Genomic DNA, 19584 nt, shown 5'->3' with positions numbered 1-19584 from the left:
TCCTAAATCTCTTTTATATCCTTACCTCTATAAGCAAAGGCGATTAGCAAAGCCAAGAGTATTAAAAGTAAATAAAGCAAATTTGAAACGCTAAATCCATCGCCATTTGCGTATGAGTGAAGTCCGCTTAGATAGAAATTTACACCAAAATAGGTAAAAATAACTGAACCAAAAGAGAGCACGCTAGCTACTAAAAAGGTAAAAATATTTTTTAATCTTGGGACAAATCTTAAATGAAGCACAATGGCATAAATAATTATCGTAATGTACGACCAGCTCTCTTTGCTGTCCCAGCCCCAGTATCTACCCCAGCTCTCATTCGCCCAGACGCCACCAAGGAAATTTCCAATAGTTAGCAAGCTAAGTCCTATGATGAGGCTTAGCTCATTAGTTGCAGCAAGGTATCTTATCTGCTCGCTGAGCTTTTGCTCGTTTTTTTGATTTTTTATAGCCATTAAAAGAAGCCCAAGAAGCCCAAGCGCAAAGCCAAAGCCTAAAAAGCCGTAGCTTGCCGTAATAACACTTACATGCACACTAAGCCAAAATGACTTTAAAACTGGGACTAGATTTGTTATTTGTGGATTTATAAAATTTAGATGAGCGACAAGCAAGCTCACACTTGCAAAAAGTGAAGCAGCTCCAAGAGCAAAGCTTTGATGTTTAAAAAATAAAACTCCAGCTAGTACGCTCGCAAGCGAGATATATACTAAGCTCTCATAAGCATCACTCCAAGGTGCATGCCCTGAGATATAAGCACGAAGAGCTAAATTTAGCAAATGCACCGTAAAACCAAAATAAAATGCAAGGCTTAATGCGCTCTCAAATCTAAATTTCTTTCCAGAAAATAGCCTATAAAAGCCAAGAACGAGCGAAACTAGCCCAAGAATCATGTAAAAATATATAAGAAATTTAAAAATTTCCATTTGGTTATAAAGCACCTCAAGCTCAACCTTTGCCTCGCTTGGCGCAAGAGAGCCTAGAGTGTTTCTTTGATAATTTGAAATTTTCTCCAAGCTCCTATCAGCCTCTTTGCACTCACCACTTTTTACGCAAAGGCTTAAATTTTCTATATAAGCGCCCAAAATGCTTTTAAGCTCGTTTGAAATTTCACTTGAACCAAAGGCTTCATTTACGCCTAGCCACGTTAATTTATCACCATTTTTAGCTGGGATAAATTTTAAAATTTCTCCCTTTAATGCAAGGTATAAGACATTTAGTCTCTCATCAAATTTGATCACGTCATTATCAAATTTATCTCTTTTTGAGGCGGATTTTTCATTTGCAGCTTCTACAAATTTAGCCAGCTTATACTCGCCATTTTCGTTAAAGACATCGTTAAAACTAGCAAATTTCTCGCTAACTCCCAAAAGCTCGCCTACGCGCTCGCTTGTGATCTTTACTATCCTTTTGTCCATCCACTCTTTTGGCGAGATGGCAAAAGAGAGCATTAGCTCCTCGCTGCTAAGCCCAAATAGCGTAGTTTTGGTTGAAATTTTACTTATCACAGCTCTTGAGTAAGAGCCAGCTGGAGCGATTCTGCTATCAGCTTGAGTCAAAATTTTGGCAAATTTGCTTGCATGAGCGTCTAAATTTTTATTATTTTCATTAGCAAAATTTGGAGTAGCATTTAAAAGTAAAATCGCCAAAAATGCGATTTGCGAACCTTTTATAAAATTTAGCAGCCTAAAAAATCGGCTCTTTTTGCTAAATAAATTTGCCACAAAGCCAAGACAAAGCAAAAAATATCCGATATAAGTTGGGATTTTGCCAGGATCACGGCTGATCTCAAAAGCGCTTCCAAGCTCGTCAGGATCGTATGAAGACTGAAAAATTTTATAGCCATCAATCGTTAGTGGATTATTTAGTGAGATGTCGTACTTGCCGCCAGTGACACTTACTTTACTTGTATAAGATGATGGACTATTTAGCCCTGCATATCGCTCCAAAATGAACTCGTCAAGCTTTAATGAAAATGGCAAATTTAAGGCCTTTGAGCTAAAGTAAAATTTCGCCTCTTGCCCACCAAAACTTAGCACACTAGGCTCTAGCTCATATCCGGCTCCGCCTTTTAGCTTAACACTCTTTTTTTCGCCGTTAAAACTTATCTCTAAACTAAGCGTAGCAGGAGCGTTTTTCTCATCTTTTTTATACCCAAGCAAGTTAATTATAAATTCCTTGCCGTCTATAAAATTTTTAAACTCAAAGTCGTTTTTACCAAATAAGCTTAATTTTAATGGATAACTAAAATTTTCTCCAAGCATTTCGACTCTAAGATAAGGCTTAACGCTTTGCATTACATTTGAGCTTTGCAAGGTTCTAAGATGCATAACGCCCTCTTCGCCAAAATACCTTGTAAGCGCAGCCCCGATGAAGATAACAATAAAAGCAAGATGTATCAAAAATGCGCCAAATTTTTTATACATCTTGGTTTTTACGATACTAATGGCTAAACAAATGGTGCAAGCAAACATAACACACTCGTACCAAAGCGCTTCATAGACAAGCACTCTGGCCGTTTGTGTGTCATAAAAATTTTCTAAAAAAGTCGCAAGCCCTGCACCAAAAGCAAGAATAAATAATAATATCAAAGACAAGCGGTAGATATTTAAAATTCTCATCGCTCGCCTCTGCTTTAAATGCTATAAGTTTGTCCCGCATAAAGTATAAACACCCTAAGCAGTAAAACACCAATAACAGCCGCTAATGAACTGATATAAAAGCTAAATTTTAGACTAGCTACTTTTTTACTAAATGCAAAATTTAAAACAAAAGGCACAATAAAGCCAACTAGCACAACACCAAGCCAAAAGAAATTTGCCCAAACGCCACTATAAAAAGCAACAGCTGCATTTTGCTGATAACTTGAGCCGAGTAAAAGCGATACAAAAAGCATTAAAATGAGTAAAATTTCAGCTCCCAAAACGCTAAATTCTACGCTATGAAGCGAATGAAGGTCGCTTGAATGTGGATCTTCTTTAAATAAAGCTGCTGCGACCAAACTACTGCCACTTATGCCAGCACTTAGTCCTGAAGCTATAAATAAAGCTGGAAGCACAGCTGTGTTTAAGAGCGGGAATCTAATCAAAACTGAGATCAAAAATCCAGTATAAGCACAAATTATTACAGCAAAAATAAGACAAATACGACTTAAAAATGGATAAAGCGGTATTAAAATTTTCATTATTAGTGCAAAAAGAGCGCTAAAGGATTTTAAACTTTTGGCTAAGAAATTTGAAATCTCATCATTAAATGCATAAAGGCACATCAAAAAGCTAAGCGGTATAAATACACAAAGTCCAGCAACACCGATAGACATAACTGATGTGAAATTATAATTAATCAAAATTTTCCAAAACAAAAGTGGCTTTTCAAGATCAGCTATCAAGCAAACCATACCAAGCATGATGCTAACAAATGCTAAAAGCGAAGCAGCCTTGAAAAATGAGCTAAAGCTCTCTTGCTTTTTATAGTGTTTTAAAAGTATAGCAGCAATTAGCGCTCCACCACTCATACCAGCTAGCAAAAGATAAACAGCGATCGGCCAGCCCCACTCTACTCCATGCGAAAATGTTGCAGTAAAATTTAATGCACCATCCATCTTACACCCCCATTTTTACTTTAGGAATATATCTAAGGCTTGGTTTTGTGCCAAGCTCTGCTCTTAGCCTTATGCTATCTTTTACGGCTAGTAGCTTACTGATGTGCGAATCTTCATCGTTAAGATCACCAAAAACGATCGCTTCATATCTACAAGCTTCTACGCAGGCCGGCTCTTTTTCGTCCTTTAAATTTGTATCTACGCAAAAGTTACAGCTTTGAGCTGAATGAGTAACCTTATCGATATATCTCACGTCATATGGACAGGCTACGATGCAGTATTTACAGGCGATACAATCATCTATGTTTGTAGTTTGTATGCCCGTTTTTTCGTCTTTATGGCAAGCCTTGGTCGGGCAAACAGCTACACAAGGCGCATCGACGCACTGCTGACAAGATACTCTTACAAATCTTTTATCTAGTAAATTTTTAGGATTAGTCTTATCTTCTATAAAAAGTCTCATCTGTCCTTTTGGGACTAAATTTACCTTTCTACAAGCTATCTCACAGTCCGTACAGCCAACACATTTATTTTGGTCAAATATCATACCAAAGTGTGGTTTTTTTACACTTTCTTCACTCTTAAAAGCAAAACCACTACTTGCCGCACCAGCACCAGCAGCCGCAACTACTATGCTTTTTAAAAAGGCTCTTCTATTTTTTTGATTTTGCATTTTTAACTCCATTTTATATCTTAATGAGGCTTTTTAATGCCCTCATTTAGTTCTTTCTCGTGAATTTTCTTTGCAGCCTCGGCTAACTCACCTGGCTTTAAGACCTTAACAAGCTCTATCTCAAAAACAATAGTCTCGCCTCCAGGTATGCCCTCCATGCCGCTATTGCCATACGCAAGTTCTGGCGGGATAACAAATTTAAACTTATCGCCCTCTTTCATGAGCATTAAGCCCTCTTCAAGACCTGGGATCAAATTTAGCATAGAAAGATGAGCTGGAGCCTCTTTTGTCTCATCAAAGACCTTACCATCGATAAAGCTAGCTTTGTAGTTTGCTATGATGATACTCTCTTGTTTTGGAGTCGCTCCTTTTTTGCTTGATTTTAAAATTTCATATTGCAATTTTGATTTTGTCGTTTTTACATTTTTATTTTTTGCATTTTTATCCATAAAAGCCTTGCCTTGCTTTAAATTCTCTTTAAGTATAGCGGCTTCTTTTTCTTTTACTATCTTGTCTAAATTTTCAGCTCTTTTGTTTAGTAGCTTTGCTATCTCATCATCGCTTAGTTTTAGCTCTCCTTTTAGTGCATCACTAAAACCTTTGATAACGGCCTCAGCATCGTAGCTAATGCCTATTTGTTTTTGTTCAAGTAACCCTTTTAAAACATATCCACCACTTGTTGCTCCCATAGCATAAGACTCATTTGAATCTACATTTGCAAGCAAACCAGAAGTACTTAAGCTAAGAAGTAGTGTAAATTTTAAAACCTTATTTTTCATATCAAACCCTTAAGATTAAAGGGGCTAAAACTAGCCCCTAAATGCTATAAATTTTTATTCAAAATTCTTTGAGCTTCTTTTATATACTCTTTTGATGCATCGAGTTTTTGTTTAGTAAATTTAAATCCGTGCATACCCCACGAACCATCTTTTTCAACCATATCGATGATCTCTTGAGCATTTTGGATAAGCTCATAAACTCTTACTTTATCACTTGCATCAAGTTTTTTAGTCTCAAGTAGTGAGTAAAGTCCTTCAATACCAATCTTAACTTCAGAGAATTCATTCTTAACTGGAGTTTGCCAGCCCATAACTTCATCATAAACTTGTTTTTGGTTTTTGAAGTGAAGTGTTGGTTTTAGCTCAGATAGTACTGGGCTGTGGCAGCCTTTGGTATCTTTCATATCTTTATCAGCCCAAGATGTTCTAGCGCACGCCCACATCAAGTCAACGTAGTTATGGCCATTTTTATCTCTTTCAAAGTGCCAATCTTTAGCATCTCTTGGACCTTTAGCAGCATCGCCTGGTACTAGAGATTTCTCTTTTGGATCAACCATGATCTTCCAGATGTGAGATCTTCTTTGAGTATCAAAGCCAGCGTTGTCTTGGAACTGAACAGCGTAGAAATTCTCACAACTCATCATAAATGGCATGTGGCAAGATGCACAAGTGTTATCTTTGTGAGTATCTGCTTTAGATGCGATATATGCTTGAGTTTCGTGGCAATCTTTACACTCTTTTCTAATTTTTGGTTTAGTATAGAATGAGCTTAGATAGCCTTGCTCTGAGTTATAGTTCATACCTGTTACGCTCTTATCGCCTACAACTGGACCTGTGTTATCGTGTGGATCGTGGCAAGTAACACATCTCATACCTTTGTCATAGTGAGCTGTAAAGTATGATTGAGAACCTTCAGAACCACATCCTGGTCCCATTGATTTAAATTTAGAGCTAAGCGAGAGATCAAGCTTACCGTTATTAAGCGGATTAGCACGAGCTAGATCTGGGCTAAAGTTAAACCTTTGGTGGCAGCGTTCGCAGTTTGATGTTCTAAAATTTGTAGCCCCATCAAGGTGACCGCCAGCTCCGTGGCACTCCTCACAGCTTACACCTTTTGAGATGGTGTGTTTTTGAAGCTCTTTGGCATTACCAAGTGCTGCGTAAAATTCTGCTTTTGATTTGAAATCAAATTTAACTGGGTGACAAACTTCACAATATGATGAGTTTGCTTGGAAAAACATTGATTTTTTATGTTTTGCGGCGTATGAGGCAAGACCTCTAACATATCCGCCATTGTCGCCATACTCTTCAAGAGTGCCAGGAAATTCTGGGACAAGCTCTTTTATCTTTTTAACAGTTGCGTCATCTAAATTTAACGCCCATGTTCTTTGCCATTGGTTACCACCAGCTACGATCTGACCTGTACCATCTCTTAGCAAACCACCCTCAACATAGTAAGTACCACGAAGTAGCCACGCATCAACGTAGCCCATCTTGGTTCTTAAGTGACCAACAGTTGCATAAATAACATCTGGAGTAATACCTTTTGGAAGGATAGAAGCGGTATCTTTGTCAAATACTGGCTCAGTTAGGTTGTTATTAACCTCTGGGTGCTCACCAGGAAAACGCATAGTAGTTGCGTGGCGAGATCTGCTCCACACTTCATACTGAGCTGGGTGACACTCACCGCACTTTTCTGGTCCTACAAATTTGTTAGGAAATTGAAGTGATGAAGTGGCTGGAATTCTATACATCATAGAGCTATAGCCCTTACCGCCATCTCTTTTACTAAGCTTTGACATATCAAAGCCATGTCCCTCGGCAAGCCATTCTAAGCCACGGTCGTGAACGACCATTTTACCGACGGTTTTACCACCATACTTTGTAAAAATAGGGTGGTTTTTAAATAACCAGTTATACATCTCTTGCTCTTCTACAACGTAGTCTTGCAAGGAGATAACACCTCTACTTTGCAGTGTGCCTTTAGGATTTGCGATAACATCACGTGCTTTATCGGACATCTGCATATTATGCTCTTCGCAACAGGCTTGTGAAGCGAAGATGCTAACACCCATGAGCAAACCAGCTAAGGCTTTTTGTAGATTTCTCATGTGCCCTCCTTTAAATTTTTTATCCTAAAATCAAAATGATTTCATACTGATAATACTAACACCAAAAAAGGGTAGAAAAGGGGGAATTTTAATAAATTATAAATTTTCGAAACTAATTGTAAATGTAATACTATTTTCATCTACATTTCTAGCAAAGATTAGGGCGTTATTTTTGCTAGCGATTAGCCGGCTCATATATAAACCAAGCCCACTGCCAGACTCTTTCGTGCTAAAGTGTGGCTCAAAGATAACCTTTAAAAACGAAGCTTTTATCGCTCCTGCATTATTTTGCACGCATAAATTTTTACGATTATCTTTTATGAAAGTATAAATTTTTATTACTCTTGGCTTTACATAGCTTTGTTTAAATGCATCTTTTGCGTTGTTTATAATATTTATTAAAATTTGGATTATTTCATTAAAATTCGCAAAAATCGTAAAATTTTCTCTTATATCGATTTCTATTTCGATTTGATATTTCTTAAGTGAGGCGTTTAGAATTTTTATAGTCTGATTTACCACTTCCTCTACGCTAAACTCCCTTTTTAAAGTATTTGGTTTAAAAAAGTTTTTAAAATCATCAACCGTTTCAGACATAAAATTTATCTGTTTGCTAGTCTCTTCTATAAACTCATAAATTTTTGCTTCATCAAGCTTTTTTCGCTCCTGATAGAGTTCTAAATTTATTAAAGCTGAGCTGATTTGAGCTAAGGGCTGCTTCCACTGATGTGAGATATTGCCTATCATCTCGCCCATTGAGGCTAGGCGGCTTTGATGTATCATTAGCTGCTCAGTCTGTCTTTTACTCTCTTCTCCGCGCCTATGCATCTTATAAACAAGTAGTAAAAATATCCCAAATACAAAGGCTATCGCGCTCATTATGATGACAACCTCTTTTAAATGGTAAGAGAAAATGGCACGTAGTGGGATTTTAAAAGATAGCATTGCCATCATCTCACTTGCTTCAGAAATTTTTCCATTTGAAATTTCATAACGATCCAACATCTGTTTTGGAGCACTTTCGCTATTGTGACAGGCTAAGCAAGATGTATTTTGACTTTTTATAGGAAGTCCTACAAAAAATTGTGAGCCATTTTCATCTTTTATAATCTTTGAAAACTCACTAAATTTATTCTCTTTAAAGCCTCTTAACACCTGCGCTTCAAATTCATTTGGCTCATGAGCTTTATTTAAAGGTGCCATGGCGACTAGTTTGTAGTCAAAGTCAAGATTGTATTTTTTCTTTTGGATATTATAAATTTCACGGCTTATATATGAAGATGAGAGCAATCTCTCGTCAAAAAAATCCTCTTTTATAATGCCATCATGCTTTAGCTGCTCTATTAGCGGACGCTGAACGCCTGCAATGTACTCTCTTACAGAATTTATACTCTCAAGCACATAATACGCCTCTTTTTTGGCATCTTTCATTGCAAGATTATTATAAAAATTTAAAACAAGTGCGGATATTAAGAGATAAACAAAGATAAAAACACTAACGATTAGCTGAAATTTATATTTCACAAAGATAACCTACACCGTATAAATTTTTAATCACATCTTTGCCAAGCTTCCTTCTAAGCTCTTTTACGATCGTCTTTATCGCCTCTTTGCTTGGCTGCTCATACTCCCAAATATAATCAAAAATTTGTTCATAAGTTATAGTTTGATTTTTGTTGTTTAAAAAATACTCTAAAAGCCTACTTTCACTCTTACTTAGATGAGAAATTTCACCATTTATATAAAGTACTTTTTTGCCAAAATCGTATTCTAATTCATCATTTAGCCTAAGAGTCGGCTTGCGTCCAACAAGCTCTAAAGCAACGTCTTCTAGGGCTTTTATAAATGACTTTTTATCATATGGCTTTGCAAGATACCTTGTAATCTTTAGCTCAACTGCTCTCCACAAATACTCTTGCTCGATGTGGCTTGATAAGATCACGATAGGAATTTTTTGATTTATAGTTCTTACTTTTTTAGCGATCTCTAGGCCATCGATATTTGGCACGCTTATATCAAGCACCAAAACATCATAAGCATCGCTCATCGCTAGCTCAAGTGCATCATAGCCATCTGTTACGCCATTTACCTCGGCAAAAAATAACTCCAAAGAAGCACAAATATTTTTTAAAATCGCCTCTTCATCTTCAAGGCAAAGGACCTTTTTGTTTGATAAAACGTCTAAAATATCATATTCTTGCATAGCTTCATCTCGCTTTTTGAGCAGATATTATCACTTGGTAGCTTAAAAAATAAGATTATCTAAAAAATAATTCATACCAATATAAAAGACATATTACTTTTAAAAATTAAACTATAAATTTTTGCTGAAGTGATTTGAAGTCTTGATTAAAATTTTTCTATAAGTACTATTTTTGGATTTTTCTAAAAATTTTAGCTATCGATCAATTTAAAAAAGAAAGATAGCTATATTTAATAGTATAAATTTTAGTTGCCTCTGCTTCCAGGTTTGATCGCTTTGCTTCCATTTTTACAAAGTGGGCAATGCTCAGGCTCATAAATTTCAAACTCAAAATTTCCTAAAGCAAAAAATGGCTTATCGCTTGGTAGTTTTGCATTTGGCTTAGCCTTATTGTCTAAATTTGTAACCTTACAAAAGCCACGGTTCGCAAGTGCTGCAAAACCAACTACCTCGCCGCCAAGGCTCTCTATCACGTGCGCTGCTTCAAGTGCCGAGCCGCCAGTCGTGATGATATCCTCACAAACGATAAATTTCTCACCTTTTTTCACTTCAAAGCCACGCCTTAAGCTCATTACCTTTTCAACTCGCTCTGTAAATATAAAACGCTTCTTTGCTGAGCGAGCTAGCTCATAACCAGCTAAAATTCCTCCAAGTGCAGGAGAGCAAACGCTATCAAATTTAATGTCAAATTTCTCTATCACACGAGCAAGCTCGTCAGCTAGCTTTCCAGCCAAAGCTGGGTCTTCAAGCACCTTTGCACTTTGGAGATAAAACTGCGAGTGATTGCCACTGCTTAGTAAAAAATGTCCCTCTAAATATGCCCCAGCCTCTTTATAAATTTTCTCTAAATCCATCGTTTTTTCCTTTTAAAATTTACTCAAAATCTTAACACAAGCCCACTTAAGCCACTCTTTTTAAAATTTAATAAGCCACACATTTGTATAATCTCTCAACACTCACAAAAAGGACGCTCATGCTTATATTTAACCCTGTTGTTTTTAGCATTTTGGTAATGACGATACTTTGTCTATTGCGTTTTAACATTTTGCTTTCTATCCTTATATCTGCTCTTGTTGCGGGAGTAATGTATAAGCATGGATTTAGTGGATTTGAAAGTGGCATTGCAGATGGGATAGATAGCCTCTTTACAGCCCTAAAAGAGACTACACAAAGCCTCATAAGTGGCATGCAAGGCAATCTTGAGACATCGCTTAGTTATATTTTGCTTGGTGCTTTAGCAGCTGCCATCGCAAATACAAATTTAACTGCTATCTTGATAAATGCTTTGAGTAAATTCCTTAGCTCAAATAAAGTGATTTTTATACTAACTATTGCATTTATAGCATGCTTATCTCAAAATTTAATCCCAGTTCACATAGCTTTTATACCTATTTTGATCCCGCCACTTCTTGCTATTATGAACAAAATGGGAATAGATAGACGTGCCGTGGCTTGTGCTTTGACATTTGGTCTTCAAGCACCTTATGTAAGCCTTAGCGTTGGCTTTGGTCTGCTTTTTCACAATATCTTAAAAAAAGAGTTAGCAAATAACGGCATAACCGCATCTATTTCTGATATCTCTTCTGTTATGTGGATAGGCGGTGCTTCGATGCTTATTGGACTTATCCTTGCCATACTTTTTTATGGTAAAAAAAGAGCTTATAAAACTTCAAAATTTGAAAAAGAAGAGCTTGATGAGATCGAGCGCGCAAAAAGCCTTGAGATGACTAAAAAAGAGTGGGCGGTTTTAGCTGGTGCAGTTGTAGCTTTTGGTGTGCAAATTTATACTGAGCTGCTACCTCTTGGCGCATTACTTGGACTTTTGGTTATGGTCGTTTTTGGCGGTATCGAGTATAAAAAAGTAGATAGGATCATGGACAATGGCCTTGCTATGATGGGATTTATCGCTTTTATCATGCTAGTTGCTGCAGGTTATGGCACTATCTTAAGAGAGAGTGGCGGCATAGACGAGCTTGTAAAATACGCTAGCTTGGTATCTGGCGGCAAGATAGGCGGAGCATTTTTGATGCTTCTTATTGGTTTACTTGTAACAATGGGTATAGGCACTAGCTTTGGTACGATACCTATCTTAGCTTCTATCTATGTTCCACTATGCGTTAGCCTTGGCTTTGGCGTCCCAGCCATCATCTTGTTAGTTGGCATAGCTGCAGCTCTAGGAGATGCTGGAAGCCCAGCAAGCGATAGCACACTTGGGCCGACAAGCGGTCTAAATGCTGATGGCGAACATAACCACATATATGATACTTGTGTGCCTACATTTGTATTTTTTAATATCCCACTTATCATCGGTGGTATCGTAGGTGCAATGATACTTGGATAAAATTTGGCGTTAATTACGCCAAATTTCTTTTTTATTTTTCTTCTTTTTATCAATATAAATTTTTTGGAACATCTTTTGCTTTTGAAAAATATAAAAATTTAAAATGCAAAAAGGATAAGTCAATGATGAGATCACTTTGGTCTGGTGTTTCAGGCCTACAAGCCCACCAGATAGCCATGGACGTAGAAGGCAATAATATCGCAAACGTCAATACTTATGGTTATAAATACAACCGTGCAAACTTTGCTGATATACTAAGCCAAACTCCAAGAGTCGCTACTGCTCCACAAGGTCAGCTAGGCGGTCAAAATGCTATGCAAATAGGTCTAGGAACGACTATAAACTCAACTACGAGAATTTTCTCACAAGGCACACTAACATCTACTGATAAGCAAACAGACCTTGCACTTCAAGGAAATGGTTTCTTTGTCGTATCTCCAGATGGTGGAACTACAAGATACTATACAAGAAATGGTGACTTTGTCCGTGACAAAGCTGGAAATTTTGTAAACAATAGTGGCTATGTCGTTCAAGGCTGGACAAGAGATGAAGAGACTGGCACTATTGACTCAACAGGGCCGATAAAAGATATTGTGATCAAAGAGGGTCTTACTACTCCAGCAAGAGCAACAACAGAAGTAAAGATAAAAGGCAACCTTGACTCAGGCAACACCATAGGACAAAGAAGTACGCCTATTTATTCACTAGACTCTGTTGCTGGTGGACGTGACTATAACAATGACGGAATTTTAAATGCAAACGAAGTCCATAACGAGAATGATGTAAATAATGATCAGTTTTATACAAACTCGAAAAAAGAGCAAAATTTAACAGAGCGTGGCGTAGATCTTGGTGTTACATTTGATGAGCTTGGAAATGGCCTTGCTTTAAGAGATGGGCAAGGCATCTGGGTGAGCTATGCAAATGCTAAAACTGAAAAATTTACAGTAGGAAGTGGATTGCCACAAAGTATCGGACAGATAAACCCAGCAGCAACACTTGATATTACAATCAATGGCACAAACATCAAATCTCAAGCTAATACAATAACAAGTATTAGTGATGTTGCAGCTGCTATCAACGCCCAGTACAATAAAACTGGCGTTAGAGCTGAAATTTCAGAAGGTAATAAACTAACACTTATAAATAGAAATAACTCAGGCACCACTGAAGAGACAAAAAATATCCATCTAAAAGTAAATGGCGGAAATACTGTTACTGGTTTAGCTGATAAAGATATCATCACAGCTTATCAATATGTCTATACAAGCTCACAAACAACAGCTGTTCATCCAAATAACGATAAAATCGCAAGACAAGTAACAACAACAGAAGATCTTCGCGCTGCTATGCAAGAAGATGCTAGAAACCACGTTGACTACAACGGTGACGGCCAAATAAGAGCGAACTCGGATGCACTTGATGCTGCAAAACTAGCAACCGCAGCACATAGAATAGCACCTGGAACTGGTGGAGCAGCCATAACTAACACTGCATATCAAACAGCTTATAATACAGCATATGCCGCTGCAACTGGTACTCCAGATGCAAAACACGCAGCTGGTATCGCAGCACTTCAAGCACTTGCAGGCGATGATACAAACGATGGTGTAAAGATCACTGTAAATAAACTAGGTCAATTTCAACTAGAAAATCCATCAAATGAAGTAGCAGATCATGCACTTTACATGACAACAACTGGCCTTACAAAGCCAGCTCAAGGTACAAATAATTCAGCTATAAATGAAAATGTTAGACTTACAACTATTATGAAAGCACTTGATGGCGCACTAAGCCCGGGCCAAGCTCTAAGAGCAAGTGGCAAAATGATGATGTCAAGCCACGGCTCAACGGCAGAAATTTTTGACTCACTTGGTTCAAAACACACAGTTAGTATCAAATGGACAAAAACAGGCACCACAACAGATGGTGGAACTGAGTGGAGTATGGTTATACAAGTGCCAGAGCCAGCTAAGATAAACTACACAGGTGAAGGCCCAGATAACGTTATAACTGGAACAGCTAGATTTAACGCAAATGGCTCACTTGCAAGTTTCCATCCAGCAACGATAACATTTTCAGCTAACAACGGCTCACAAAGTGGCCAAAACATTAGCTTAAATTTTGGTCTTGGAACTGACTTTAACGGCTTAACAAGCTTTGATAAAGACTCATCAACTGAATCAATCTCGCAAGATGGCTACACAGGCGGCACATTAAACGGCATAAAAATAGATGAGACCGGAACGATAATAGGCTCATTTTCAAATGGCCAAAGCTTTGGCCTAGCTAAAGTAGCACTTGCTACCTTTACAAACAACGAAGGTCTTCAAAGCGAGGGTGGAAACGTATTTTCACAAACTGCAAACTCAGGTGAAGCAGTTATCGGTGCAGCTGGCACAGGCGATAAGGGAACGATTGCAGCTTCAAAACTTGAAGCTAGTAACGTCGATCTAAGCCGTGCGCTAACAGATCTTATTGTTATCCAAAGGGGTTTCCAAGCAAACTCAAAAACGATCACAACAAGTGATGAGATGCTAAATACACTTCTTCAATTAAAACAATAATAACTAAGACTTTTACAAAAGGGAGCATTTGCCTCCCTTTGAAATTTATGCTTTAAATTTACAAATAAAATCAGCCTTCTTTTTGTAAAATATTAAAAAATTTTACAAAAGAGAAAAAATGCAAGTAACACTACTAAATCACACTCCGCTAAATATCTGCTCACACGCTATCCGCACATGCTGGCAAAGCTTTGATAAAGGCGACAACGGCGGCGAAAAAGATGTTGAGCTAATAGATAGAGTAGGCAATAAATTTAAACACGCTTCGACCTTAGAGCACCTATACTACAACTTCTACATCCAAGGCATCTCTCGTGCGCTACTTCAAGAGCTAGCTCGTCACCGCTTGGCAAGTCTAAGCGTCAAATCAACCCGCTACACGCTAAAAGAGCTAAAAAAAGAGGAGAAATTTGAAGTAGGGCAGTTTGAGCGTGCGGCTAAATTTATCGCGCTAACAAATGATGAGTTAGTCGATAATGCAAGCATAAAAGCGCTTGAAAATTTGCGTGAAATTTTAGCCTCAACTACAAAAAGCCTTGACATCGTCAAATACTGCTTGCCAGAGTGTTATAAAACTGAGCTTACATGGAGCATAAATGCTAGAAGCTTGCAAAATTTCATCTCTTTAAGAAGCTCAAAATCAGCTCTTTGGGAGATAAGAAATTTAGCAAATGCCATCTACGATGTCTTACCTGAAGAGCATAAATTTATCTTTCAAAAATGCTTGCCAGAAGATGAGCAAAACTAACATTTACGTTAGTGTGGTTTGTGATTTAGAGGTAATGAAACGAGCGCGGTAATTTTACTTTTGTAAAACGTAAAGAAGCTCGTCTACGTGGATATTTCTAGCTTTTAAATTTCTGCTGCCGCGGTAGGCGTTATACTTTTGGCGCAATAGTTGAACTTTGCCCATTTTATTTAGATTTTGATCAAATTCATCTTGGTTGATAAAGCCCTCTGAGTTAAACGAAATGAGTACAAATTTTGCCTTTAAATTTGCTATCAGCTCGAAAAATGCCTCGCTTGCTGATGATTTTTTATTAAAGACTGATCTGTTCCAGTCCTTTGCGATGCCTGAAACTTTTGAAATTTTACTTGGTTCAGTGTTGCTTGCGATGAGATTTAGCATGAAGTAGTTTGAGCCGTATGGGTGCTGATTATAAGGCGGATCAAGATAAACTAGATCAAGCCCATCAAACTCTTTTGCGAGCAAATTTGCATCCTTTTGATAGACCTCAAATGGTACGCTGAAATTTGAAAAAATTGGCTTAGTCAAATTTATATCAGAAGTGATCCTTGAGATGGCGTTTTGCCCCCTGCCGCCAAACTGACCTATGCCCTCTTTATTTTTATGAAAACCTTTAAAAATTCCACTTGTATTTGCATGTACACTTGCATTATAAAGTAGTGGAGCTATGAAAAATTTTCTCATCTCCTCTGGCATTAGCTCATCTATGAGCCTTCTTGCGGTGTCAATGAATATGGCATTTTTTCTTGTGTAAAAGACCCGCTCGCCAAAAGCGATATTTTCATCATCTTGTGGGGCATAAAGCCTTGTTATAAAGCCCTCAGAAAGGCTATTTTTTATCTCTTTTTCAAGTCTTTTTTGCCAGAAATTTATCTCATCTCTTAGCTCATTTGTGGCGTTTTGCAGGTAGCATGAGTTTGTGATGAAGCTATAAAACTCCAAGTCGTTTGCAACTAGAAATTCGCTATTTTGTTTTAAAAACCTAGCTACCACGCCGCTTCCACTAAAGAGGTCGCAGCAGCTAAGCTTCTCTTTTTTAAGCTCGTCTTTTGCGTATTTTACGCCTAGATCTATAAAGCCTAAAAGAGAGCGTTTGTTACCAAGATAGGTTAAAATTTGCTCTTTTAAATAGGCTTGATTTTCTTGTTTTGTTGGCTTCAAATCAGTGCTTTTTTAGTCCCATAGCATCAACGTCAAGCTTGATCTCATCGTTGTTTATGATGACTAGACCAAGATCAAGAATTTTCTTTGCTATTGCGTGTGCTTCATCAAGTGAGTGCATCTTATAAGTACCGCATTGAAATTTATTTAGCTCTGGAATTTTATCTTGATCTTTGACCTCTAAGATATCTTTCATAGAGGCTAACCATGCTTTCTTTACAGCTTCTTCGCTAGGTGTACCGATCACACTCATATAAAAGCCAGTCCTACAGCCCATCGGTGAGATGTCTATGATCTCTACTCCATTGCCGTTTAGATGGTTTCTCATAAAGCCAGCAAAGAGGTGCTCTAATGTATGAGTACCTTTCTCTGGTAAAATTTCTTCATTTGGCTTGCAAAATCTCAAGTCAAAAACACTGATATCATCGCCCTTTGGCGTTTTCATACTTTTTGCTAGTCTTACTCCTGGGGCTTGCATTTTTACGTGATCTACACAAAAACTATCGAGTAGTGGCATATCTTCTCCTCTAAATTTTTGGTAATTCTAGCGTAAAAAATGTTTAAAATTTAAAGGCTCATGCAAAATTTCACATAAGCCTTGTAATATTTGAATGTTTGTGAGTATTAAAATAATAAAAATTTTACTTAATATTATAAATTTCTCATATATTCTGTACTATAAATACCTTGAATACGTCTTTCCATGTCACTATACCAACTTTTTGGAAGAGCGGTAAGAGAGTTAAATTTCTCTAGTAAATTTAAATTTTCATTTGGTGTGAAAAAGAGCCTATTTATCTCCAAAATGCTCATGCCAACTTCATCCTTTTTGATGATCTCTATGGTGTCACCTGCCTTGCACGATCCTGGTGTTATTACGCGGTAGTACCAGCCAGTAAGGCCAGTTTCAAAGATGTGGGTAGCCATATTTTCATTGCCCCATCTTTTTGAGAGCTTAAAGCAAGGCTTTCTTGGCTGTGATACTTGAAGGATTAGTGAACCGATTTTATGTATATCACCTACACAGACACTACTCTCATCAAGACCGTCAATGCATAAATTCTCACCCATAGCTCCATAAGCCATATTTTTTAATCCTAAAAAACTCTCCCAATCGGCGTAATTTGCAAATGAATTTGCAAAAACTGCCTTTTCAGGGCCGCCATGGTGCTTTGTATCAGCGACACTATCACCCTCAAAGCCAAGCTCATTTGCAAAAATTTCACCATTTTGAGCTACTTTAAAAATAGCTGAGCTCCAAGGTAAATTTAGCTTATCAGTCGCACTTTGCGAGCCGTAGTTTTTTACCTCGCCGATTAATAATGCTTTTACTATTGCCATTTTTTTCCTATCAAAATTTAGCTTACTCTTAAATTATTTGCGTGAGTTAGCGCGATTGCGATCGCATCGGTGATATCAAGTGGTTTTATCTCTTTGTTTATACCTAAAATTTTCTTCACCATAAACGCCACTTGCTCTTTGTCAGCTTTGGCCTTGCCAGTGACAGTTTTTTTCACTTGAAGCGGCGTATACTCGGCAAAATCGCCATGAAGCTGTAAAATTTTAAGGCTAAGTGCTCCGCGAAACTGAGCAAGCTTTAAAACAGTTTTTGGGTTGTAAGCGAAAAATATATCTTCGATCGCGACCTCGTCAAATTTATGATTTTTAAAGATGAGATCAAGCCCCTCGCAAAGCTCGGTAATCTGATATTGAAGTGTATTTGGTTTTATTTTTATGAGTCCTGCTTCAAGAAGAGTAGTTTTAAATTTATTTTTTTCAAGTATCGCGTAACCGCAATTCTTCGTACCTGGATCGATTCCTAAAATTTTCATCACTATCTTTTCAATACTTTTTCACGACTTTTTCACGATGTGAAAAAGTTTGTCGGAGTTTAACAAAGGTTTTATTAAAATTAAGATAGTATCACTATAAAAATTCTCGAAATTTAAGGCATAAAAATTTGATAGCAGACGAAATTTTAGAAAATCTTTCAACACAAATTTCACCTGAAGAATACCAAAGTTATATCAAGCAATTAAAATTTAACGAAAAGGCTTCAGACGATCATATTATCGTATTTACTGCACCAAATGAGTTAATGGCTAAATTTATAAATACAAGATATGCTGATAAAATCGCTCATCTATATGAAGTTAGAACAGGCATAAAACCAAATATAGAAATTTCATCTACTAAAAGTAGCAAGACATCAAAACAAAATCAAATAAATGTTAAGCAAATAAAAACACAAAGTAGCATTTTAAATCCAAGCTACACATTTGAAAATTTTGTCTGCGGTGCATCAAATCAATACGCATTTTTAAGCGCAAAAGCAGCCGCAGAAAAACCAGGCGTGCTCTACAACCCACTTTTTATCTACGGAACAACAGGACTTGGAAAGACTCACTTACTCCAGTCAGTTGGAAATCATTGTTTAAATAAAGGAAAAACCGTTATTTGCGTAACTAGCGAACAATTTATGATAGATTTTACCAGTCATATAAATAACCACTCAATGCCAAAATTTCGTGAAAAATATAGAAACTGCGATGTTTTACTAATAGACGATGTACAGTTTCTTGGTAAAACTGATAAAATCCAAGAGGAATTTTTCAACACATATAATGAACTTTTAGCAAAAAATGGTCAAATAGTTATGACTTCAGATCGACCACCAAAGACACTAAAAGGCTTTGAAGATAGGATGATTTCAAGATTTGATAAGGCTTTTATGGCTGATATTACGCCACCTGAACTTGATACAAAGATAGCTATTATCATCAAAAAATGTGAATTTGATAAAATCGATCTAAATAAAGACGTTATAAACTACATAGCTACAAATATGGGTGATAATATCCGTGAGATCGAGGGAGCTATCATAAATTTAAATGTTTTTAAAACTCTTATGAAAGAAGAGATAACACTTGATCTTGCAAAAAGTATATTAAAAGATCTGATCAAAGAAAAACGTGAAAATATAAATTTCGATACTATCGTTGAAATAGTTAGTAAAGAACTAAATATCAAACAAAGTGATATAAAAAGCAAATCAAGAGTTACAAATATCGTAGAAGCAAGACGAATCATCATATATCTTGCAAAGATGCTTACAACAAACTCAATGCCACAAATTGCAAACTATTTTGGTATGAAAGATCACAGTGCCGTTAGTCATAATATTAAAAAGATAAATGAGCTAATACAAACTAATGAAATTTTTAGTCTAAAAGTTACTGAATTAAAAAACAAAATTTTGACAAAAGGATAAAATACAATATGAAATTTGTGAATAAATGTGAAAAAGAAAATATAATTTTTCACATTTCAAATAGCTGTATTTCGGTGTTTAAAAGTACTTTTCACTTTTTAACATCACCTACTAAAACAAAAAAATTAAATT

The 19584-nt window shown here is 36.8% G+C and carries 16 protein-coding genes; 4 read left to right on the top strand and 12 right to left on the bottom strand.

The genetic code is table 11. The features are described from left to right. Window positions 1-2: 2 nt before the first annotated feature. The 8 genes from F3G75_RS07250 to pyrE form a co-directional block, all read right to left on the bottom strand. Entirely contained in the window at window positions 3-2618 is a 2616-nt protein-coding gene (locus tag F3G75_RS07250) for a cytochrome c biogenesis protein (protein ID WP_149717080.1), read from the bottom strand. Between the two features lie 14 nt (window positions 2619-2632). Continuing rightward, entirely contained in the window at window positions 2633-3598 is a 966-nt protein-coding gene (gene nrfD / locus F3G75_RS07245; protein ID WP_149717079.1) for an NrfD/PsrC family molybdoenzyme membrane anchor subunit, read from the bottom strand. Between the two features lies 1 nt (window position 3599). Then, a complete protein-coding gene (locus tag F3G75_RS07240; RefSeq protein WP_149717078.1) occupies window positions 3600-4271 on the bottom strand; it encodes a 4Fe-4S dicluster domain-containing protein in 672 nt (223 codons plus the stop codon). A 20-nt stretch (window positions 4272-4291) separates the two neighbouring features. Continuing rightward, complete coding sequence (locus F3G75_RS07235; protein ID WP_149717077.1) at window positions 4292-5050, bottom strand: FKBP-type peptidyl-prolyl cis-trans isomerase; 759 nt, start codon at window positions 5048-5050, stop codon at window positions 4292-4294. 44 nt (window positions 5051-5094) lie between these two features. Then, window positions 5095-7161, bottom strand: a complete 2067-nt coding sequence (locus tag F3G75_RS07230; protein WP_021090404.1) for a multiheme c-type cytochrome — start codon at window positions 7159-7161, stop codon at window positions 5095-5097. Between the two features lie 96 nt (window positions 7162-7257). Then, complete coding sequence (locus F3G75_RS07225; protein ID WP_223154451.1) at window positions 7258-8592, bottom strand: c-type heme family protein; 1335 nt, start codon at window positions 8590-8592, stop codon at window positions 7258-7260. Window positions 8593-8674: 82 nt separating this feature from the next. Beyond that, a complete protein-coding gene (locus F3G75_RS07220) occupies window positions 8675-9364 on the bottom strand; it encodes a response regulator transcription factor (protein ID WP_054197345.1) in 690 nt (229 codons plus the stop codon). Window positions 9365-9609: 245 nt separating this feature from the next. Further along, a complete protein-coding gene (pyrE, locus tag F3G75_RS07215) occupies window positions 9610-10218 on the bottom strand; it encodes an orotate phosphoribosyltransferase (protein ID WP_149717075.1) in 609 nt (202 codons plus the stop codon). 119 nt (window positions 10219-10337) lie between these two features. On the opposite strand from pyrE, the gene F3G75_RS07210 reads away from it, so the two are divergent. From F3G75_RS07210 to thyX, 3 genes are all read left to right on the top strand, one after another. After that, window positions 10338-11705: a Na+/H+ antiporter NhaC family protein gene (locus F3G75_RS07210; protein ID WP_149717074.1), complete on the top strand. Its 1368-nt coding sequence runs from the start codon at window positions 10338-10340 to the stop codon at window positions 11703-11705. A gap of 122 nt (window positions 11706-11827) precedes the next feature. Then, window positions 11828-14272 (top strand): flagellar hook protein FlgE, encoded by a 2445-nt coding sequence (gene flgE, locus F3G75_RS07205; RefSeq protein ID WP_149717073.1) that lies wholly within the window; start codon window positions 11828-11830, stop codon window positions 14270-14272. Between the two features lie 118 nt (window positions 14273-14390). After that, a complete protein-coding gene (thyX, locus tag F3G75_RS07200; protein WP_149717072.1) occupies window positions 14391-15020 on the top strand; it encodes an FAD-dependent thymidylate synthase in 630 nt (209 codons plus the stop codon). A gap of 54 nt (window positions 15021-15074) precedes the next feature. On the opposite strand, the gene F3G75_RS07195 is transcribed toward thyX, so the two are convergent. The 4 genes from F3G75_RS07195 to ruvC all read right to left on the bottom strand — a co-directional run bounded on the left by F3G75_RS07195 (window position 15075) and on the right by ruvC (window position 18019). Then, window positions 15075-16181, bottom strand: a complete 1107-nt coding sequence (locus F3G75_RS07195; RefSeq protein WP_149717071.1) for a DNA adenine methylase — start codon at window positions 16179-16181, stop codon at window positions 15075-15077. Between the two features lies 1 nt (window position 16182). After that, window positions 16183-16698 (bottom strand): S-ribosylhomocysteine lyase, encoded by a 516-nt coding sequence (gene luxS / locus F3G75_RS07190; protein ID WP_072595298.1) that lies wholly within the window; start codon window positions 16696-16698, stop codon window positions 16183-16185. Between the two features lie 134 nt (window positions 16699-16832). Continuing rightward, the gene (locus tag F3G75_RS07185) at window positions 16833-17522 is read right to left on the bottom strand and encodes an MOSC domain-containing protein (RefSeq protein ID WP_149717070.1); all 690 of its coding nucleotides are present in this window, start codon (window positions 17520-17522) and stop codon (window positions 16833-16835) included. A 17-nt stretch (window positions 17523-17539) separates the two neighbouring features. Continuing rightward, window positions 17540-18019: a crossover junction endodeoxyribonuclease RuvC gene (gene ruvC, locus F3G75_RS07180; protein ID WP_188115405.1), complete on the bottom strand. Its 480-nt coding sequence runs from the start codon at window positions 18017-18019 to the stop codon at window positions 17540-17542. Window positions 18020-18141: 122 nt separating this feature from the next. Between ruvC and dnaA the strand changes: the two genes are divergently transcribed. Beyond that, window positions 18142-19452, top strand: a complete 1311-nt coding sequence (gene dnaA / locus F3G75_RS07175) for a chromosomal replication initiator protein DnaA (RefSeq protein WP_149717069.1) — start codon at window positions 18142-18144, stop codon at window positions 19450-19452. The last annotated feature ends 132 nt before the right edge of the window (window positions 19453-19584 follow it).

This window comes from Campylobacter concisus (genome assembly GCF_902460705.1).
GTDB classification, from domain to species: Bacteria; Campylobacterota; Campylobacteria; order Campylobacterales; family Campylobacteraceae; genus Campylobacter_A; species Campylobacter_A concisus_Z.
Note: the sequence above shows the minus strand (reverse complement) of the source record. Positions and strands in the feature narration are given on the sequence as shown.